Origin of the sequence: Gibbsiella greigii (genome assembly GCF_039540155.1) — a bacterium.
Classification (GTDB): domain Bacteria; phylum Pseudomonadota; class Gammaproteobacteria; order Enterobacterales; family Enterobacteriaceae; genus Gibbsiella; species Gibbsiella quercinecans.
In genome coordinates this window covers 240,663-261,358 of sequence record NZ_BAABEM010000005.1, presented here as the reverse complement: position 1 = coordinate 261,358, position 20,696 = coordinate 240,663, and the positions used below count along the sequence as shown (strand labels likewise).

The 20,696-nt window shown below is 57.2% G+C and carries 19 protein-coding genes and 1 tRNA gene; 2 read left to right on the top strand and 18 right to left on the bottom strand.

Features of this window, described 5'->3' with window-relative positions:
- Positions 1-32 precede the first annotated feature (32 nt).
- From ccmI to ccmA, 9 genes are all read right to left on the bottom strand, one after another.
- Positions 33-1,244, bottom strand: a complete 1,212-nt coding sequence (ccmI, locus tag AC559G_RS03090) for a c-type cytochrome biogenesis protein CcmI (protein ID WP_498911212.1) — start codon at positions 1,242-1,244, stop codon at positions 33-35.
- Positions 1,244-1,708, bottom strand: a complete 465-nt coding sequence (locus AC559G_RS03085; RefSeq protein ID WP_121555832.1) for a cytochrome c-type biogenesis protein — start codon at positions 1,706-1,708, stop codon at positions 1,244-1,246. The genes ccmI and AC559G_RS03085 overlap by 1 nt, the downstream gene beginning before the upstream one ends.
- The gene (locus AC559G_RS03080) at positions 1,705-2,256 is read right to left on the bottom strand and encodes a thioredoxin domain-containing protein (RefSeq protein ID WP_498911210.1); all 552 of its coding nucleotides are present in this window, start codon (positions 2,254-2,256) and stop codon (positions 1,705-1,707) included. Before AC559G_RS03080 ends, AC559G_RS03085 begins: the two co-directional genes overlap by 4 nt.
- Positions 2,253-4,223, bottom strand: coding sequence for a heme lyase CcmF/NrfE family subunit (locus AC559G_RS03075; RefSeq protein WP_498911208.1), 1,971 nt, complete (start codon positions 4,221-4,223; stop codon positions 2,253-2,255). Before AC559G_RS03075 ends, AC559G_RS03080 begins: the two co-directional genes overlap by 4 nt.
- Positions 4,220-4,711, bottom strand: coding sequence for a cytochrome c maturation protein CcmE (gene ccmE / locus AC559G_RS03070; RefSeq protein WP_498911206.1), 492 nt, complete (start codon positions 4,709-4,711; stop codon positions 4,220-4,222). Before ccmE ends, AC559G_RS03075 begins: the two co-directional genes overlap by 4 nt.
- A complete protein-coding gene (ccmD, locus tag AC559G_RS03065) occupies positions 4,708-4,935 on the bottom strand; it encodes a heme exporter protein CcmD (RefSeq protein ID WP_498911204.1) in 228 nt (75 codons plus the stop codon). Before ccmD ends, ccmE begins: the two co-directional genes overlap by 4 nt.
- Positions 4,932-5,669, bottom strand: coding sequence for a heme ABC transporter permease (locus tag AC559G_RS03060; protein ID WP_498911202.1), 738 nt, complete (start codon positions 5,667-5,669; stop codon positions 4,932-4,934). Before AC559G_RS03060 ends, ccmD begins: the two co-directional genes overlap by 4 nt.
- Positions 5,670-5,788: 119 nt before the next feature.
- Entirely contained in the window at positions 5,789-6,448 is a 660-nt protein-coding gene (ccmB, locus tag AC559G_RS03055; RefSeq protein ID WP_121555835.1) for a heme exporter protein CcmB, read from the bottom strand.
- On the bottom strand, positions 6,448-7,080 hold the full coding sequence (gene ccmA, locus AC559G_RS03050; RefSeq protein ID WP_498911201.1) for a cytochrome c biogenesis heme-transporting ATPase CcmA: 633 nt from the start codon (positions 7,078-7,080) through the stop codon (positions 6,448-6,450). Before ccmA ends, ccmB begins: the two co-directional genes overlap by 1 nt.
- A 286-nt stretch (positions 7,081-7,366) precedes the next feature.
- Here ccmA and AC559G_RS03045 point away from each other — a divergent pair, with 286 nt between their 5' ends.
- Together AC559G_RS03045 and AC559G_RS03040 are read left to right on the top strand one after the other, a co-directional pair.
- On the top strand, positions 7,367-8,281 hold the full coding sequence (locus AC559G_RS03045; RefSeq protein ID WP_498911199.1) for a formate/nitrite transporter family protein: 915 nt from the start codon (positions 7,367-7,369) through the stop codon (positions 8,279-8,281).
- Between the two features lie 126 nt (positions 8,282-8,407).
- Positions 8,408-8,482 (top strand) — tRNA-Arg (locus AC559G_RS03040).
- 159 nt (positions 8,483-8,641) lie between these two features.
- On the opposite strand, the gene AC559G_RS03035 is transcribed toward AC559G_RS03040, so the two are convergent.
- From AC559G_RS03035 to AC559G_RS02995, 9 genes are read right to left on the bottom strand one after another with little or no spacing between them, the layout of a single operon-like run.
- Entirely contained in the window at positions 8,642-9,994 is a 1,353-nt protein-coding gene (locus AC559G_RS03035; protein WP_498911197.1) for a VasL domain-containing protein, read from the bottom strand.
- Positions 9,995-10,033: 39 nt separating this feature from the next.
- Complete coding sequence (gene tssE / locus AC559G_RS03030) at positions 10,034-10,477, bottom strand: type VI secretion system baseplate subunit TssE (RefSeq protein WP_498911195.1); 444 nt, start codon at positions 10,475-10,477, stop codon at positions 10,034-10,036.
- 1 nt (position 10,478) lies between these two features.
- A complete protein-coding gene (gene tssJ, locus AC559G_RS03025) occupies positions 10,479-11,015 on the bottom strand; it encodes a type VI secretion system lipoprotein TssJ (RefSeq protein ID WP_121525498.1) in 537 nt (178 codons plus the stop codon).
- Positions 10,996-12,096 (bottom strand): type VI secretion system baseplate subunit TssG, encoded by a 1,101-nt coding sequence (gene tssG, locus AC559G_RS03020; RefSeq protein ID WP_498911193.1) that lies wholly within the window; start codon positions 12,094-12,096, stop codon positions 10,996-10,998. The genes tssJ and tssG overlap by 20 nt, the downstream gene beginning before the upstream one ends.
- A complete protein-coding gene (gene tssF, locus AC559G_RS03015) occupies positions 12,051-13,814 on the bottom strand; it encodes a type VI secretion system baseplate subunit TssF (RefSeq protein WP_498911191.1) in 1,764 nt (587 codons plus the stop codon). Before tssF ends, tssG begins: the two co-directional genes overlap by 46 nt.
- Before the next feature lie 13 nt (positions 13,815-13,827).
- Positions 13,828-14,526, bottom strand: coding sequence for a hypothetical protein (locus AC559G_RS03010; RefSeq protein WP_498911189.1), 699 nt, complete (start codon positions 14,524-14,526; stop codon positions 13,828-13,830).
- An 11-nt stretch (positions 14,527-14,537) separates the two neighbouring features.
- Positions 14,538-16,133 carry a TssA family type VI secretion system protein gene (gene tssA / locus AC559G_RS03005; protein ID WP_498911187.1) on the bottom strand — a complete coding sequence of 532 codons (1,596 nt, stop codon included), beginning with the start codon at positions 16,131-16,133 and terminating at the stop codon, positions 14,538-14,540.
- Positions 16,133-19,552, bottom strand: coding sequence for an ImcF-related family protein (locus AC559G_RS03000; protein WP_498911185.1), 3,420 nt, complete (start codon positions 19,550-19,552; stop codon positions 16,133-16,135). The genes tssA and AC559G_RS03000 overlap by 1 nt, the downstream gene beginning before the upstream one ends.
- Entirely contained in the window at positions 19,539-20,693 is a 1,155-nt protein-coding gene (locus tag AC559G_RS02995; RefSeq protein ID WP_498911183.1) for a KPHS_23130 family T6SS system protein, read from the bottom strand. Before AC559G_RS02995 ends, AC559G_RS03000 begins: the two co-directional genes overlap by 14 nt.
- Positions 20,694-20,696 lie beyond the last annotated feature (3 nt).

The following is a 20,696-nucleotide window of genomic DNA, read 5'->3' as shown; positions in this document are numbered from 1 at the left end:
TTCTCCATAAAAACGCACGTTCAGTTTCTCTTTCAGGGAAGTTGCTTATCTATCTGAACGTTAATCTGCCCTTTACCATTAAAGCCCTGCACGGCGCTTTCGCCAAACCACTCCCCTAGCTGCGGGGTGGCAAGGCCGGCCTGTGAAATACGGACGCGCACCTGCACCTGATGCAGGGCGGAAAGCAGCCGTTCCGGCATCATGGCGTTACTGTCATCCAATGAAAATGACAGCGGGAAACGGCTTAAAGGTAACTGTTTTACCGCAACCGGTAACGAATTATTACCATCAGTGACCGAAATAACCAGCACGCCTTGCTGCGGCAGTGCCTTTTCAGCCTGCGGCGACAGCGCCACATTGACGACAAGTTTAACAGTTTCTCCGCCTGCCTGTATTTTTGCTTGTTCAATACTGCGCTTGACCATGTCGATACGGCGATCGCCAGCCGGCAACAGCGGCAGCATTTGCTGCCAGGCCGCTATTGCCTGCGGGTAGTCGCCCTGCTCAAAGGCATTAAACGCCAGCAGGCTGCGCGCTCGCAGATCGCTACTATCCTCTGCGACCCGTTTGCGCAGTAAAACGGCAGCCTGCCTGTTATCCTCTGGATCGTTGGAACGCGTCAAGACTTCAGCATAGCCCAGACTCACTTCCGGATTATTCGGATCCAGTCGATAAGCATGAGCAAACGCCTGGGTCGCCGTTGTCGCATTGTTCAGCGCCACGCCGATCCGCCCCAACATCATCCAGTCGTTGATATTGCGATCGTCATGCTGCAATGCGGTACGCAGCCCCAACCCCAGCCGGGCGATCTCTTCCATATTCAACGGGGCGGCATGCTCATCGGTCAGGCGTTCACGCAGCGCCGGCAGCTCGGCGCTCACCTGCTGCCAGGCCAGCACCTGCGCCAGACCGCCGGTTTTAAGGTACAGCCCCACCGTAACCACCACCAGCAGCAGCACGCCCGGCGCCAGCGCCCAGCGGTTGATCGGCCGCGCCTGCTCCGCCTGTTGATTGGGAATGTCATTCAGCAGATTTTGCTGTAATTCTTTGATCAGCGCCGGGCGCTCGGCGACCACGCCCTGTTCTTCGTCCTGCGCCAGCTCTTGCAGGCGATCCTGATAAAACGCCTTGTTGAGTGCGTCACGGCTGGCGGCGCCATCCCGCGGTGCCTGCCGCAGCGCCGGCACCACCAGCAACAGCGCGGCGCCTACCAGCAGCGCGATCATTATCAGCCAAAAAGCCATTAGGGTTTCTTCCTGTCAGTGTCGTCCAGCAGCGCCGCCAAACGCTGCCGCTCCTGCTCGGAGATATCATCGTTATCGCTAGCGGCGCGGCGGCGGCTGCGTGTTATCACCACCGCGCCGCCGATCAGCACAAACAGCAGCGGCCCGAGCCACAAAACCAGCGTCGCCGGCGTCAGCGGCGGCTGATAGGTCACAAAGTTGCCGTAGCGAGCCACCATGTAATCAATGATCTGCTGTTTGCTCTGCCCTTGCATCATCAGCTCATAAACCTTGGTGCGCATATCCGCGGCGATGATGGCGTTGGAATCGGCAATGCTGTTGTTTTGGCATTTCGGGCAACGCAACTGCTCCGTCAGCTCACGGTACTGCTGCTCTTGCTCCACCGATTTGAACTTATAGGTGTCAATCGCGGCGGCGGCGTTCCAACTCAACAGCGCGGCACACATCAGCACGACCAGCCTCATGCATCACCCCCGTATTTACGGTACAGCGGCAGCACTTCCTGCTGCCAGACGCGCTCGTTCAGATCGCCGGCGTGGCGATAGCGGATAATACCCTGGCCGTCGATCAGGAAGGTTTCCGGCGCGCCGTAGACGCCCAGATCCAGCCCCAACATACCGTCGCCGTCGTACAGGCTGATCGCATACGGATTGCCCAAGGTGTTCAGCCAGGCAATCGCTTTGGCGCGATCGTCCTTGTAGTTAAGGCCCACCACGCGCACGCCTTTAACCGCCAGGCTATTTAAATACTCATGTTCCGCCCGGCAGGTTGGGCACCAGGTCGCCCAGACATTAAGCAGTATCGGCTTGCCGTTGCGCAACACCGCCTGGCTATAGGTCTTTCCTGGTTGATCGAGCGATTCCAGCGTGAACACCGGCACCGGTTTGCCGATCAATGCCGATTCCAGCAGAGTGGGATCCTCCCCGCTGGCATTACGCGCCAGTTGCACTAGAAACGCCGCCACCAGCAGCAAAAACAGCATCAATGGAATGAATAACAGTTTACGCTTCATGCCTGCTCCCCTGATGCGCTCCGGCGTTGCTGTTTGCGGCTCATGCGGTAGCGCGGATCTAAAATACACAGCAGGCCGCCAAGCGCCATCAACACCCCGCCGTACCAGATCCAACGTACAAAGGGTTTGTAATACAGGCGAACGGCCCAGGCGCCGTCACCCAGCTCTTCGCCCAACGCTGCGTACAGATCGCGCGCCAGATTGCCGTCGATGGCCGCTTCGGTCATCATACTGCGCGCCACGTTGTAATAGCGTTTTTCAGCATGCAAGGTGGCTTCCGGCTTGCCGTTGCGCGTTACATCGATAATGCCGACGCCGCCGGTATAGTTCGGCCCGCGGATCTCATGCACGTCGCGGAAGATAAAGTGATAATCATGAATATCCACGCTATCGCCGGCCTTCATGCGCACGTCGCGTTCAACGCTATAGTTCTGGCTGAAGGCGATGCCGATCACCGTGACCGCCACGCCAAGGTGCCCCAGCACCATGCCCCAGTGGCTGCGCGATAGGTGGCACAGGCCGCGCCAGAAGCTATGGCGGTGGGTAGCGCGCTCGTGCAGTTCCACCAGCGACAGAACGATCACCCAAAACGCCATCACCAGGCCCACCACCGTCATGCCAGCGATGCTGTCTTGCAACAGCCACGGCAACAGGATCGATAACGCCAGCGTCACCACCAGCGCCGCACCCAGACGGCGCCAGAGCGTGGCCGGATCGTCACGGCGCCATCGCACCAGCGGCCCAATGCCCAGCAACAGCGCCAACGGCGCCATCAGCCAGGTGAACATGGTATTAAAGAAAGGTTCGCCGACAGAAATGCTGCCCAGGCCAAGTTGTTTATGCACCAGCGGCAACAGCGTGCCAAGCAGCACCACCAGCATGGCGGCAACCAGCAGCACATTGTTGCCCAACAGGAAGGTTTCACGCGAGAAGGTTTCATGCTGCACCCGGCTGCGCACCTGGCCGCCTTTTATCGCATACAGCAGCAGCGAGCCCCCGATGACGATCACCAGATAAGCCAGAATAAACATGCCGCGCGCCGGATCGGAGGCGAACGAGTGCACGGAAACCAGCACCCCGGAGCGCACCAGGAAGGTGCCAAGCAGGCACAGCGAGAAAGCCGTGATCGCCAGTAACACCGTCCAGGCCTTAAAAGTGCCGCGCTTTTCGGTTACCGCCAACGAGTGGATCAGTGCGGTGCCGACCAGCCACGGCATAAACGAGGCGTTTTCCACTGGATCCCAGAACCACCAGCCGCCCCAGCCCAGCTCATAATAGGCCCAGGCCGAACCCAACACGATGCCCAGCGTCAGGAACACCCAGGCGGCGGTGGTCCAGGGGCGCGACCAACGGGCCCAGGCGGTATCCAGCCGGCCGGCCATCAGGGAGGCGATGGCGAAGGCAAAGGCGACCGAGAACCCCACGTAGCCCATATACAGCAGCGGCGGATGGAAGATTAGGCCGATATCCTGCAGCAGCGGATTCAGATCGCGCCCGTCAATCGGGAATGCCGGCAGCGTGCGGGTGAAAGGGTTGGAAGTCAGGATGATGAACAGCAAAAAACCGACGCTGATCATCCCCATCACCGCCAGCACGCGCGCCACCGCATCCTGCGGCATGCGGCGGCTGCACAGCGCCACGGCCAGCGACCAGCCGCTCAGCAGCAGCACCCACAGCAGCAGCGAACCTTCATGCGCCCCCCAGGTGGCGGCAATGCGGTAATACACCGGCAACTGGCTGTTGGAGTTGGCCGCCACATACGCCACGGTGAAATCATTGGCGACAAACGCATACACCAGACAGAGAAAGGCCAGTGCAATGGCCGCAAACATGCCGTAAGTGAGCGGGCGCGCAACGTTCATCATGCGCACGTCCTGACGCACCGCGCCCCACTGCGGGTAAATGCTCAGTAGGAGTGCCAGCGCCAACGCCAGACACAGCAGAAAACTGCCCAGCTCAGGCATCATGGCGTGTTCCCCTGTTGCGGGCTGCGATAGGCGGCGGCCGGGCCCTGGTGATTTTCTTTCATGGCGTCGGCCACCTCCGGCGGGGTGTAGTTTTCATCGTGTTTAGCCAGCACTTCACGCGCATTGACCACGTTACCTTCGCCCAGCACGCCCTGGGCCACCACACCCTGCCCTTCGCGGAACAGATCCGGCAGAATGCCTTCATAGGTAACATCGATGGCGCCGCGGGCATCGTAGATTTTGAACGTGACCTTCAGGCTTTGCGGATCGCGCTTCACCGATCCCGGCATCACCATCCCGCCGATACGTAAGCGCTGGCCAACATAGGGTTTTTGATGGCTTTCGCCTTTGCCCTGCAGGATCTCGCCGGGGGTGTAGAACAGATCGATATTACTGCGCAGCGCATACAGCACCAGCGTTGCCGTCAGCGCAACGCCGATCAAGACCACCAGCACCAAATACAGGCGGCTTTTGCGGCGTGGGTTCACAATGATTTCTCCGGCTGATTGGCGGCCTGCGGCGCGGATTGGCGGATACGTTGTTCACGCGCCTGGCGGCGGCGAACTTCGGCCAGCAGTTGCCGGCGTTGCCACAGGGTGTGGCAAACCAGGCCCAGCAGTGGGATTAAGGTGGCGGCGACCGCCAGCCAAACGTAGAAGGCATAACCGCCCATGGCGAAAAACGCCGCCCAGGAATCGAATGCGGCACTCATGATCGGCGCTCCTTGTTAACCAACGCGGCAACCCACGGGCGGCGGCTTTCTTGCGATAAAATCAGGTTACGCAAGCGCATCAGCGTCAGCGTAATAAAAAACAGCAGGTAACCGAGGATCGCCCAGCGCAGCGGCGTGCGCATACTCGGCGCAATGCTCTGCTGCATGTTGGTGGAGCCCTGGTGGAGCGTATTCCACCATTCGACGGAGAAATGGATAATGGGAATGTTGACCACCCCAACCAGCACCAAAATACCGGCTGCGCGCCCGGCCAGGCGACGATCGTCAAAGGCGTTATACAACGCAATGATGCCCATATAGAGGAACAGCAGCACCAGTTCCGAGGTGAGGCGGGCATCCCACACCCACCAAGTGCCCCACATCGGTTTGCCCCATGCCGAGCCGGTAACCAACGCGATAAAGGTAAACACCGCGCCCACCGGGGCCATCGCCGCCACCAGGGTATCGGACATTTTCATCTGCCACACCAGGCCGATGAACGCCGCAACCGCCATGGCGGCATAGACGCCCATTGACCACATTGCCGCCGGCACATGGATATACATGATGCGGAAACTGTCGCCCTGCTGATAATCCCTGGGGGCAAAGCCAAAGCCCCATGCCCAGCCCAGCAGCAGACATGCCGCCCCTGCCAGCCCCAGCCAGGGAACCCAGCGGCCACAGATGTGGTAAAGCCGCTCTGGCCGGGCAAATTGATGTAACCATTTCCACATTGTCGTCATTGCTCACATTAACATTAATACGGTAGGCCGCCCCGCCAGCCGGAGCGTGCAACCTTCATATGCGACGGAATACGCTCTTGGTGGCGTTAATCCATAATTGAATCAGTCTGTCAGTGCACGCTTACGCGCAAGGCCGCCGCAATAGCGAACGGTGCCAGGGTGGCGCTGCCTGCCAGCATCGCGCCCAGTAACGCCAGGTAGCCATCAATCGCCATCCCAGTGGCCGCGGCATCGATCGCCGCGGTCGCGAAGATCAACACGGGGATGAACAGCGGCAGCACCAGCAGGCTCAGCAGCACTCCGCCCTTGCGCAGCCCGACCGTCAGCGCCACGCCGATCGCGCCAACCAGGCTTAACGTTGGCGTGCCTAACAGCAGGGTTAACGCCACCGCCAGCCAGGTATGCATATCCAGCGACAACAACAGCGCCACCAACGGGGAAAGCACCAACAACGGTAACCCAGTTACCACCCAGTGAGCGCATACTTTGCCCAATGCCGTTAGCGGCAGCGGCGCCGGCAACAGCAGCAACTGCTCCAGGGAGCCGTCGAGAAAATCATCGCGGAACAGGCGCTCCAGCGACAACAGCGCTGCCAGGAGCGCGGCAACCCAGATAATGCCCGGCGCGATCCGCGCCAACAGCTGTGGCTCAGGGCCGATCCCTAAGGGGAACAGCGTGATGACAATCAGAAAGAACCACAGCGGGTTAACAATCTCTGCGCCTTTACGGAAGGCGATTTTCAACTCACGGCGCAACACCAGCAAGAACATCAGACTGACTCCGCGAACGTTGCCGCCAGCCGGATTTTACCCACCGTTTGTGTAACGCCCATCAATGCCTGATGAGTGGTTAACACTACCATCCCGCCCTGCCGGGCATGTTGCTCAAAAAGCGCAATCAATTCGGTAACGCCCTGTTTATCAATCGCCGTTAGCGGCTCGTCCAAAATCCACAGCGGGCAGGCGCTCAACCACAGCCGCGCCAGCGCGACGCGCCGTTGCTGGCCAGCAGAAAGCTGCGCCACCGGTATATCTTCGTAGCCCACCAGCCCTACTTGCGCCAGGGCTTGCCAAATGCGTGGGGTATCGGGCCGCTGATGCACCGCCTGATAAAACTGCAGGTTTTCAAACGCGGTGAGCGTGGCCTTGATGCCCGGCTGGTGGCCGATAAACAGCAGTTCCTGATAATAGGCCGCGCGGTTGCGCAACGTGTTTTTCCCGCGCCAGTGAACCTCGCCCTGCTCTGGCCGCGCCAGCCCGGCCAGGATGCGCAGCAGGCTGGTTTTGCCAGCGCCATTCGCCCCTTCCACCTGAACAATGTCGCCAGGGTTAACTGAAAAGCTTAACCCGCTAAATAACGTGCGTTCGTCACGCACACAACTCAGGTTTTTGGCTTCCAGCATGGGGAAAACTCAACGTTAATTTCAGGGAGAAGGAATCATAGCATAAGCAATTTGGCCGACGTAGCCTGCGGTACAGCCAAGCGCTACTCCGTTGGGGGTAATATTACGATTCAGATCAATTCTGCACGGGAAAAACACGCAAATTAAAATTTTGTTACTTTTCATAAAGTTTAGCACAACGCCGGTCAGCAACTATGCTTAGCCTGTATTGGCTGTTACTGCGTGATTAATAAATGAATGCCCATGGCTGATTGCTGAATGGGGCGAGATGTTTAGGGAGAGAAGTATGAATGATAACGAGCCACGCACGGGCAAGGGCATCGATGCGCTAAAAGTTGAAAGCAAAGAGCATGACGAAGGCAAAACGGATATCGAAGTAAAAGAAGAGAACCTGCCTTCCCGCGCCGCCGCAGTGCATGAACAAATCCGCATGGAAGGTGAAAAAGAGTTGGAGCGCGACTGGCAGGCACTGTTGTGGTCTGCCGTCGCCGCCGGGATTTCGATGGCGGCTTCGCTGATGGGAAAAGGCATTTTTCACGCCCGCCTGCCCGATGACCCAAGCCGTTTCTTTATTGAAAACATCGGCTACACCTTTGGATTTGTTATCGTCATCATGGCGCGCCAACAGCTATTTACCGAGAACACGGTGACTGCAGTTTTGCCGGTGATGCACCGGCCGACGCCACGCAATGTGTTGATTCTCTCACGGCTTTGGGGGCTGGTGCTGGTGGGCAACCTGTTCGGCACCGCCCTGGCGGCGCTGGCGTTTATCCATATGCCGATTCTGGATGACGGGGTGCGCAAGGCGTTTGTCGCCCTGGCGGAAGAGGTGATGCATAACTCACCGACGCAAATGTTCGCCGACGGTATTCTTGCCGGCTGGATCATCGCGACCATGGTGTGGATGCTGCCCGCCGCCGGCGCGGCGAAAATTTGGGTGATCGTGCTGATGGTTTATCTGATGGGGATTTGCAACCTTACCCACATTGTGGCGGGTTCGGCCGAGATCCTGTATCTGGTGTTTACCGGCGCACTGCCCTGGCAAGCCTTTTTCTACCCGTTCGCCATCCCAACGCTGGCAGGCAATATCATCGGCGGCACCTTTATTTTCGCCCTGCTGAGCCATGTGCAGATCCGTAACGATCTGCGCCACGCGGCCAGGGCGGCGAAAAAGCAGGCCGGCAAAGCGCAAAAACCGTAACCCTATACGCTTTCAGCCGCCAAATCCGGGCCGATTGGCGAGGGAATAAGCAAACGCACTGCTAAACGCTTATTATGCCGGTAAAAAAAGGTATAATGCCCGCCAGCACGCTTTTTCTGCTGGCGCGTCCCCGTAGTTAAACGGATATAACAAGCCCCTCCTAAGGGCTAGTTACTGGTTCGATTCCAGTCGGGGACACCATTTTGCTGCCGCTACCTTGTGGCGAAGGCCGCTCACCACAGCAAAATCAATACCCATGAGCACGATTAATCCCCACACCTTTCTGTTATTGCTCATCCTGATTCCGAAGTTAACCCTCACGCATCACACACATTATCTGCCAGCAATCGCTGCCGGTTTTCATGGCAACGGCGCGGACTGTTGCACTTCCTGAGTCTGCTGGGTAAAACCGGCCATCAGCTGTTTCAAGTGCAGTTCCGTCTGCGCGCGCAGGGCTGCCGATGCCGGGCTGTTCGCCGGCTGTGCGGCCAACTGGCGCAGTTGCTCCTCTACCGGCACCGTCCGGTTCAGGGCCTGAGTGATGGAAAAAACCTGCGATTTGAGTTCGCTGACCGTCATGTATTTCCCTTTCTTTTCATCCAGGCCGTTGAGACGATGGGCCAGTTGTTGCAACTGCGCCATACCCTGATGCCAACCGTCCAGGCTGGCGGGTAACGCCGCCGCAGCGGCCAGTTGCTGTTGCCACTGCCGGGTGAGAGCGGCCGTTTCCGGTTGGTTCGGCCAAAGGCGCTGAGCCTGGTGAACCAGCCCGCTCCCGTAATCCCAGAGCCAGGCCGGCGACAGCGTGGGAAGCAGTTCCAGTTGCCGTTGCGCCTGCGCCAACCATACCGGATCAAAACCCGGCGCGGTCTTCTGCATCGCTTTCAGGGCGTCATCAGGTAAGACGGCAGGCAATGGCGCCACTGTGGCCATCAGCACTTTCTGCACCGGGTTTTCGGCCAGGCGGTGTGCGCCCCATAGGGCTGTAGCCCCAACTATCAACGTGACCAACACGCCAGCCGCAAACGGTTTCCAGGGTTTTACCGGCCGGGCGGGCGCCACGTTAATCCGCGGTTCCGGCGCCGGCTGCACCACGTATACCCACCTGGGCGACGCGGCCTGGGCATTTTCCCCAGGCATCACCGCGGTTGGCGCCAGAACGACGGGCGGTGAAGCCGCGGTGCCAGCATCGCTATTTTCCAGACGAACGGCGGCGGTGTGAAGCAACTGACGCAACACATCAAGCCCCGCCTGATGCCGCAATTCCAGGCGCTGCAGGGCTTCGCCAACGTTAGCAAGATGTTTTTCCGCCTGGTACAGCGCGCCCAGATCGGCGTAAATCAGCGTCATGGTACGCAGCTGTTGCTGCAGGCGTTTATTTAGCGAAAACAGGATCTCGATACGGGCATGTACCTGCTGCGGCCACAGGCTTCCCCATTGCCGGGTAATCAGTGCTTCCAGAATGGACAACCCTTCGTTCAGCCCCGTCAGCCCGGCAATCTGAGTGCGCGCCAGCGTATACCAGGCGGCAGTTTGAAGCTCAATGCCATTATGTTCAAACAGGCTGAGGCAGAGCTTTTCGGCATAATGCCAATTTACATCGGGGCGCGCAGGATGCACCAGTTTGTTCAGCTCGTCGCGCAGGAGGACGTAATCCGCAAACGTGCGCGGATCCCCGCCGGTTCTGAGATGGCGTTCGGATATGTGTGTCATGATGATTATGAGTGATGATTAAGGTGAGAAAAAAGACCGTTACAGCGCAGCTCGCGGGGCCAGATAGTGTTGCTGTTTCAGGTAGCGCAGCAATATCTTGCCCTCGGGCATAAATTCGGTGCCGTAGCGGACCAGGCCCAAACCTTTCAGTTCGGCCTCAATGGCATAGCGCAGCTCGCCGGGTTGTGTTTGCTCCAGCAGCACTACGCTGATTTCTTTTAGCCGCGGCTCGTATTTCAGCAAAACGGCGGACAGCGTGCTCATCAGTTGATGGCTGGTGCCAGGCATCCCCTGCAGAATTTTGGTCATATCCGGCAGACCATAATCCGGCAGATGCGCCAGCGTGCCGGCACGGCAATTAAGAATACGCTGCATATTGTCCAGCACCGACAGGATCACCTGGTTTTGTTCGCTGACCTGATGAAGATCCAGGCCGCCGGAGAAATTGCCGTAGAGTATTTCGTAGAGTGAAGGACGCGGCATTTTACTCATCCTTCACAGGTTTCAGCGCCAGGCTGTTATTAGCGGCCTCGATAATCCTGGCCTTATCCGGATCGAGCTCATCGCGGGCCAGCACGATGCGCCAGGTATTATTCACCAGGTCTGGCGAGATAAACATGCCCGCCACAGCCACATACCGAGCGCCCTCTTCCATCGGCATATCTACCGTCACGGCCCCGCCGGGGGTAAGGCGAACATCTTTTTCCGCCAGCCAATCCGCTTTAATGGCCTGGCTATCACTAGCAAACAGTGACGGATAATCTGTACTGTCAAAGGCCTTCCGATCCTTTAACTGATAGATACGAATCACCGTGGAGAGCGCAACACCACCAGCATTGCTGTTGACGGCCTCGCGGGCCTGAATATCAAGATGCAGAGTCTTCACCTGCTTGTAGAATATGGATTTGGTCACGGCCACGGTACCCTCGGTGACCTTCTGCGTTAGCCCACAGCCAGCAAGCAGCAGAGTGAACCCGGATACCAGAATAAGTAATGGGGCCCTACCAGCGGTAATCGCCATGTTCATCGATCTCCCTTCGGTGAATATTCTCCTGAACGCGCTCGTAACGCCCCAGATTGATAATGATTGCCTTGTCTGCTTGCGTTTCGGCAGCCTTAAGCGGCCTCATCACCGCCGTACGGCCCAATTGCCCGCCCGATGCCCCCGAAGCACTGCGCATCTGGGCATCGGGAAGCAGGCTTCTGCCGACACACAGTTGCAGGCGTACATCCAGACGAGCGCCCAGATAAACATGCAGCAACGCCAACAGGTCCGTGTGCAAATTCCCTCCCGGCAGCCAGCCCTGCACTTCTTGCCGGCTGGTCGTGGTGAGGCGCATCAGCACCTGGCTGTTAACATCGGTTGCGTAAGCCCCCATCACCGGGCGCCCCTTCAGACTAACCGGCTGCCGCACGCTCATAGCCAACTGTTTTTTCAACGGCACCCTTCGCCGATCATGGTGCCAGATCTGCGCTCGGGTATACGGCGCCAGCAGGCTGACCAGTGACGCCATGCCTTCCGCAGTACGACCAGGTAACAGCATGACCGGCAACAGGGCCAGAAAGCGGGATGCAGGGGTGGCGATATTTTCCGCACAGCCATCAATCCCCAGCCCCGCCAACCCCAGCAGATACTGTGAGGTTTTGTCCTTTCCTCCGGCCTTGAACGTCGCCGGGTAAGAGTATTTACGCCAGATCCTGTAATACTGGGTAATCAGGCGATGATTGAAAATATCGAGAAAATCAGCGGTCGCCTCAACGCCTTCCCGCCGCTGGGTGATGTCATCGATATAGTGCGTCGGCAGCGGCGACTCCACGCCGTAGAGCCCCATAAAGGTAATACGTACCGTAGGCGACAGGTGCGGGTATTCAGCGGGCTCGAATGCTTTGATTTCGGACGCCGGAAATCCCATTCCAGGATGCGGACGGAAGCGCACCGGCTCATGACGTACCTGCCAGGTGCTGCCGGCCACCGGTTTATCCGGCTGGCTTTGCTCCAGCAACTGGCAGAAGCGATAAAAGTTAATGTACGGCAACCTGTCACCCAGTTGCGCGATCAGCCGGGCAGGCGCTGACTGTGGTTCTCTTTCCACCGGATGCATTTTCCTTCTGGCTGAACGATGAGGGTGAGCTGATTAAACTGGTTCATGTCGGCATAAAGCGCGAAGAAACGGTTGAGCATTTCCCCGAATAAATGAATATCGCCTTCACCGGTGAAGCCGTTGCTGTCAAGGGCCACCTCTATATCCAGGCCCCGGAGCAGGAAACCACCCTCGAAGCGCTGAATACGATGATGCGCAACACGCTGGATAGCATCCAGCCGACGGGTGTTTAGTTCATCATCCTGCCAGTTATAAAGCGCCAGCGTTCCACGCAGCACTTCCGCGCTGCTCATCATATTGAGGAAACCGGAACCCAGATGGCTCAGCACCCGCCAGTGAAAACGGTCTTCGGCAGGCGGGTAAACCGGCAGCGTGGGCTTGCAGAGATTTTTCACTGACAGCGGTGTCTGCACCACCTGTTCGCAGCGGTCCAGCAGTGTGCTTTGCAGCGCCCGGCGCGGCAACTGACCATTAGTGCCGGTGATACGCAATGACACCGTTTCTCGGGCAAAAGCGCGTTCGTCCTCCCACTGATGCCCTCCGAGGATCAGCCAGGTATCATGCAGGCCGGTGACACTGCGCTTAACACGGGTGTGGTAGTAACGCGGTGGCGCCTGGCGACGCATCATCCCACCTTTGTGACGGAAACTGCTGAACGGCACATATTCGGCATCGCCGGTACGGCCAGAGCCCATCACGGCGTCGACGGAGTAAATTTCGGTATGCCCGTCCTGCAGCCGTTTGGGGCGCAATAAGTATTCGCTTTCAAGCCCCGTAATGGTGAGCGGATCTGCCTCCAGCGTGAACAGATTGATGACGGGTACACAATGCAAGCGAATGGCGTCATCCGTTACCGGCAGATCTGACGGCCATGGCTGGCTCAGTACCACTTCAATATCAAAGTACGCCACACCTGAGGGGATCGTAATGCCATCCAGCCCGTTGAGGTGGACAAACATAAACTTGTCCCGGAAGGTGAAATACTCCAGCAGCAGTTGGTAGCCACTGAACGCGGTGTCCCCTTTAGGCCACAGACCGTCTTCTTCACGAAAGCCGCCCGGCGAGAAATACCCATCAAGGCGAATACGGTCGGTCTGCCCGGGCAGGCGCATGTACAGTGCCGCCTGGCGTTTCGTCAGCATCAGGTGCAGATGACTACTGACCGGTTCATCTGCGCCGAGATACAGGCTCAGACGGCTGAGGTCGGCATGCGACCAGTCAGCCTGACTGCTGCAAGCAAAGCGCATCCGCAACAACGAGCGGCCATCAGGCTCAGTGGTCATGGTGATGCCTGAGATGCTTAGCGGATTGAGCATCACATCCTGAGTGGTGCAGTAGCGGCAAACGGTGTTCTTCGGCCCCACCGGGCGGGAATACACTTCCAGACCCGCAGGCACGACTTCCGCCATTTTCATGGTATGGAGAGCCGGCGTGAGCGCTACTACAGAGAGCGACGGAATGGTGCGCAGGTAGTGTGGCCAGAGCATACTGACCAGCCCTTCAGTCAACTCCGGCAGGTCGTCGTCAATCTTTTCCCGCAGCCGCCCCATCGAGAAGGCGAAGCCTTCGAACAGACGTTCGACATACGGATCGGGTATACCTGCTTTATCCAGATCCAGCATAGCGGCTCGGTCAGGGTGGATCTGGGCAAATTCTTTGGCGGCTTCGCGCAGGTAGCGCATTTCCGCGTCGTAATAACGCAGGGTTAAATCTTCCATGATATCCTCAGGATTATGCAGGTGGGTCAGACGTTATTTCGTTGGATGTATCAATATTATCGCTCTGAATACTCCTATGGAGCCAATCGTCAAACAAACGGCCAAATTTTACAGCCTGCCATATATCTTCAACTTGGCTTACTAGCTTAATGAAAACAATAAAAACAAGTAAAAAATAGGCCAATAAAAACCCCATAAACAAACCTATTTCCTGCTGTTTCCATAATGAATACACCGTAGTCACTCCTGCGTAAATAAAAACAAGCAAAGAAACCACACCAAATAATATAACTACCCCGTACGATTTACTCACTTCTTTATCATCAACACTAAAATCATCATCAGAATATTTACCGATAATAGTATTCTTTAGAAAGCACCCTAGACGTATATCTAGTGAGCTTATATTTTCAGAAGCCATACAGGAAATTAACTGATGGCAGTGCCACACTGGAAGATAAATACCGATCTGTTCATACAGAAGCTTCATTTGTACAATAATATGTGGTGTTAGCGGTTTTTCCTTTAACCCATCAATTTTAGAAAGGACATCCACCTTCTTATCAGAGGATATTTTATCAAATCTGTATTTTCTCTCAGGTCGTTGATTTCCTAGAATTTTACCAACCCAGTCAATTCCTTTTTTCACCAAATACAAGGCAAGCGGGATCAGTATTCCTTTAACAATTTCAATATTAGTTCCCTCAGACATAAACACTCTCCTTAAATACACAACACAACCGCCCGAGCCGGATCGATAGCAATCAGCCCGGCAAGCAATTGATCCATCAACGGACTGAGGCGGGCTTTGTCCACCTCGCTGCGCCCGGCTTTCGTACGCAATAGTTTCAGATGACGCGCCCGTACTTCGAATAACAGTTCTGGCTCCCACTGGGCCAGGGTGAGGCCGCTAGCTTGGCCGTTCAACTCGCTAAGCAGATGTGTGGCCAGTTCATTCTTGCCATACTGGTCGGCAATACGAGCCATCAGTAAACGTAATAGCCATTTCTGGCGTTCAGTGACGCTCCCCGGCTGGTTCTGCAGCCAGGAGAGGGCTGCCTCAACTCCCTTACTGTCTGCGACCTGCAGGGCTTCTGGCTCCAGTGCCAGAATGTCATCGTTACCGGCAGCCATCGGGGTGGATGGCGTGTCATTGCCCCACCCGCCCGTCGTATCCAGCACACTCTGCTGGATCCAGTTAAGCGTTACTTCATCCGCAAACGGCGTACCGTCACTGAACGCCAGCGCCTCCAGCCCGGACAGGCGGGACAACAGTCCCTTCAGGTCAGCGGCAACAATATCGGCCAGTGTCTCCTGGCCGGATTTCGTCAGAGCCTGGTGGATATACCATTGCAAATCCAGCCACAGATGGTTAGCGCCGCGGGAAAAGGTGCTGTCCGCCGTCTCCAGCATTTCAGCCCAATTCTGTTGCAGGTACAGGCGCTTAAGCAGCGCACGCTGGTCCGCCCTTGGCGGCTCGATACGTGTTCGCCCCTGAGCATCCGGGGCCGGAATAGCCCGCAGGGTATCGTGGCGCAGACTTTTCATCAGGTGGTGTGCTGATAGCCAGCCATCGGGCTGTTCACGCAGGTATTCGGTGAGCGTGCGGGCCTGTGCCAATAAATCCTGACCGGACGTGATACGTCCAATTGACGGTGCATCACTGTGGCCAATCGTGGATTGCGGTTCGCTGCTGCTGGCGTTCTGCGGCACCACGGCATCCACGCCGCCGGCTTTCTGTAGCCGGCTTTCCAGCGCACCGTACAGCGCACTGAGCTGAGGGCGGGTTTCCTCCGGCTCGCTCTCGGTGAGTTGTGCTATCAGCAACAGTGCGCCGGTGGTACGCATCGCATCGATCCTGACCACCTCCGGGTACAGGGACAGGCTGTCGGTCATACGCGAGCCGGCCAACCACTCCAGCGCCGCCTTTCGGCTGCGGTCACGTTGCGGATGCAACTGTACGCCAAAACGCTCAAGAAGGCCTGCCAGCAGTTCGAGCCCTTCGGCCAGCCCCTGCTCACCTTCGCGGTGCAGCTTTGCCCAGCAGTAGTAAGTTGCCACACGGATATCTTTGGCGGTGGTGGTCAGTAACTTCTCTGCCAGCCGGCAGATGATCTCCGTATCGGCTCCGGAGAGTTTGTTGACCTCTTCGCGCATCTGCTGGAAATCATCGTCATAAACAGGGTCCTCACCGGCGGGCGATGAACCGGAAAGAGGCTGCAGCCAGTTGTCCCACTGCGCCACACGTTCACGGGTGGCGGCAAGCAGTGATTCCTGTTCGACCTGGCAAGCACTGAGTAAGCCATTCGGGGTATTCATCAATACACATCCTCTTCATCATTGCCCGCGCTGGCTACCTGGTCTGATGGTGTCGCCCCAGTCGTGCTGAAGATGGTCTCCGGCAGGTGGAAATTACGCAACTTCAGCAGTGCCAGTGGCCCCTCACCGGCCTCAGTGCGCAGCGTATAATTGAGATTACGCCCGTCCTGCGCTTTCCAGCTCAGACTGTAACTGCTGCCGACACCCGGGTAGGCTCTCACCGTAGCCTTATCAAGCAGGCGTATCCAGCCCCAGGCGCCGGGAATATCCGCATACTGACGGGTACCCGCCTGAGTGCTAATCCAACTTAAGTAGGCACCCGGCGCTTCGGTATCCGCAGGCCACGTAAAGCGCTTCCACGCCGGCATCTGATTGACGTAGGTCAGCTTCTGGCTGTCAATAATCATGTCGGTCTGAATCACACCGGCAGCAGTGCCCGGGCGCAGTTCGAAATGCATCCCAGCGTTGCCTTGCGTAAATGCAACGTCAGAGAGCTGGCTCAGAATGTTAATGGCCTTCAGGAAGGCTGGATTAAAGGTCAACCCCTGTGAATTAATGCTGTCCGGCACCCAATGACTACCTTCCCGGTGCAGCACGCCTTTGAGCCGCGTCTGCAGGAATTGTGCAATACGGCCCGAATCGGCATTCAGGTATTTCGCCAGTAAAGGTAGGGAGACATCACTGCTGGAGTCACTGAACGGATAGCGCCCGCCAAAGGCGCTGTTCCACTCACTGACTACCGCCTGCTGCCACTGGGCATTAAGACTGTCCGCCGCCGGAGTCAGCACCTGCTGCCAGGCCTGCTCCATCGGCTGTACAAACACCGTCCGGCCAAAACCACTCCATTCCTGGCCAAGGCCAGCGGCTATCAGGCTGCCATAATCGCGGGTTTCGGTCAGATCCACAGTTTTACCCTGGAACACCGTCTGGGCCAGCACTTGGGCCATCGCCTGCGGGTCAGCCGCGTTGGTGACCTGTTGCAGGCGAAGACGCACCTGGGTGACACGAGTCAGATATGCCTGCAGATTTTGTGCCTGCCCTGCGGTTTTGTTCCTGTCCATCAATGCCAGTACCGGACTGAAGGTCGCATCCAGCGGGCCATGAGCTCCCACTTGCTGGTCTATGGCGTCTTTGTTTTCTCCGCTCAGCAGGTTTTTCGCCGATTTCACCAGCGAGTCGGATATCGCCCCCCCGGTCTGGCCGGTACTGCCTTGAACGTTCAGGGTGTTCATCAGCGCGACCAGTGGTGACTGACGCACATCGGCCATTAGGGTTAACTGGTCAATAGAATCCGACAAGGTGGCGGCACGGTGCCAGCGCAGGCTGTTAAGAAACGCCAGCCACGCCCCACCGAAATCGGCAAAGTAGCGCTCCGTCAGCCGCTTTTTCAACGCTTCCGGGGAGGTTTCATCCTGTATTTTTGCCTGACGCTTACTGTCTGTGAGCACCCAGTCGAGTTCGTCCCGACGCGCCTTCACCACTTTCTCGATGGCTGGCTGTACCGCCTGCTCCCAGGCCTGGCGGGTGAACATCCCCGGCACAATTTCGGTGGTGCTGAACAGACGGGACACGTCGGTATCGCCGGTCATGTCTTCGAGGCGCATATCAACATACAGCTGTGCCACCTGAGAGAGCATCTTCTGATACAGGGTCGATTCGCTGTTACGCATCCCCATCAGGCGAACCAACAGGGAACGCGCCTGGCTGACCATGCTCTCATCTGCAGGTAACATCCACTGCGGATGGGCCGCCAGCTGCGCACCGTAAAACGACAGCAGTGACGGTGCTATGCCCTGCCAAACACCGTCTTTCACACCGTCGCGCTTCGGCCAGTTATGCAGCAGCGCAGAACTGAACCAGGCGGCGTCCATATGTTCTGGGCGAGCCAGCATCAGGTAGAGCTTGAGCTGGTCATAGGTGGTTTTTGCTATCTGCTCACGCAGCGGGCTGCCCGGCGGCAGCGCATTAAAGGCGCTGACCTGCCTCTGCAGATGATCCGCGGCCGCATCACGCAACAGAGGCAGCGCACTGTCCTGATAACGTGGCCAGAGTGCGGCCAGTAGAGCGTTATTCTGGCTCAACCCGGCCTGCGCATACCATGGCACACCATGCTCTGAACGATACTGCAGGCGGGCCAGGGTTTTCTGCAGTTCAGACAGCGCATGCAGGCGCTGTTCCAGTGGCTGATTTTGCCGGGCAGCCATCGCTGCCTGGGCATTCGCGCTGTCAATCTGGCTGCGGTTGTTCACATACGCGATGCCCATCCACGCAGCCCATCCCACCATCGCCAGGGCGACAACAAAAGCCATCACCTTGCGCCACGGAATACCCGGTTTGTGCGGGCGCAGTCCGGCAGGAAGCATCCGGACAGACTCAGGCAGAATATCCCAGCGCTTATCCATGCCCCAGTGATGTTGCACGACACGTTCAGCACCGGTAGAAGGCTGACTGAACACCACACCGGCCAGCGGCAGCGGGCGGTACGGATTGAGCATCACCGACAGCGGTGCGGTCACGCTCTCCGGTTCGCGGATGAGCTGGTCAGCCAGGGCAAGCAAAAAGTTGTGTTTCACATCATTACAGGTCTGTTGCAGACCCTGAGAGGTCAGTTCAGGCGCCAGGGCAGACAACTGCTCTGTTAGCCCCTCTGTACGACAGCCGGCAGGCAACAGACAGCCTGTTGCCTGCGCAATCCGCCCTTCCTGCTTACCGGCTCGGGGGTGTAGGGACCAGATATACAGCGGGAGTTTCCAGCCCAGCGCATCCATGCGTTCGCTGATGGCATGGGATAGGGAATCCATGGTGCTTTCAGAAGGCACCGGCAATGGGCGTTCCTGGCCGGGGGCGGACAGTTGGTCGAAAGCCGAGGTTACCCACACCAGGCCATCGACCGGCCGGCGACGCAGCTTACGCAGTGCGATCAGCCAGGCGTTGTCGGCTGGCGTGTTGAGGTCACCGCCCCACAACAGCAGCGTGCCACGATCTTCCTGCCAGAGTTGGCCGGTGAGACCAGGAGTCAGTTGCTCCACATCAGTGGCGGTACCGGTTATCAGCAGGATGCGCGTTTTACGGCCCCAGCGACGACCGTAGAGGCTACGCATTGCTTCACGAATGGCCGTGACGGTGACGTTGCGTGGCGCCGTCTGTTTAACGCGCCTCTCATCGGCAGGCAGGACATTCTTTCCCTTAGCCTGAAAACGATGCCAGCCCTGCTTGATGGCAAGGCTAATTGTTTTGCCATGACGAAGCATCAGTAACAGAAATAACGCACCGGCAAGCACCAGGCTTTTCAGAAGCGTAGTGTGCAGCCCAATTTGGTCGCCAAAGTGCCAGATTAACCAGGCAATCCCCCCTGCAATGAGGGCAGAGAACCCCAGCCTGCCCCACCCTCCGCGCCATGCTGAATCACCCGTGGTCATCGTTTCGGTTCCCTGTGTGCACTGTATTAATAAATTTCTGCTCACCATCTGTAGAAAGCATCAGACAGTCTGCTTTTTGTATATTCACGATATCGCTGACTACTGCGGTCATTATCCATGGAGAAAAGGGGCCGCTGAGCCCGGCATATTTTTCCAGCCAGTGGAGCTGTTCAGGTTTCCAGTGACCACCATAATCTTGTGCCGCTTCGAGCAAATCAGAAAATGCATTACCCCATTCCACTTTGTCGCCGACAATACTGGCGGTGGCACAGGCCTGAGTTTGTGTCGAGAAAAATGTATCCAGCGATTTTTCTGAAATCGCCATATCAAGAGCCATTGGACGCAAAAGACACGCGTTAAGCGAAAGATCATATTTTGTGGCGACATCGTCGGAGGTCAACAGCAGGGCTACGAGCGCATCACTGTACACATCCCGGCCCTGTGTCTGGTGAATCAGGATTAAATCCACTTCCAGAGTAGGTGATTTAATTCGCTCATCCAGTGAGAGGAAGGTCTTTGACGTAAGAATCGTCAACTGTGGAACCGGGAGATCCAGAATGGCTGTCTGCCAGGCCTGCGCGAATGCATCCTGCAATACCAGTATGTCATCGTGAGAATCTGTCAGTAGCGTGACAGCTGGTACTAAATCTAAAGGCAACTTTGCCAGTACAGGACTTAACCCGGTCAACAGAACTGAAAAATGAGTCTCATGATCTTGCAGACAAACTCGTTGGGTCAGAGATGTGCTCTGCTCAAGCGTTGGCGGAGCAGTAATTAAATTTTGAGGTGTCAGATTTGCAGGCAGCATTACACCACTATGTAATACTGCGATATTGCGTCCAGACCACTCCATCCACTGTTGTTGCGCATACTCTGCCTCATTGGCTTCAAATTCGTGTCTGTCAAATGCATTGTTATAGAGCCAGCCACGCAGACACAGAAAGAAAAACCAGACAACTGCAGGGCACGCCGTGACAACCCAAAGATTAAATGTTTGAAGTGGGCCTGCCAGTTTATTGGCATGCAGGACAAACAGCAGTACACAACCGACCAGCGCGAAAACCCCCAGCATCATCCACAGGAGGAATGAAGGTTCTTCAGGCTTAGTCGATATTGTTGATTTCTGACGCTCCCAGCTCATTAC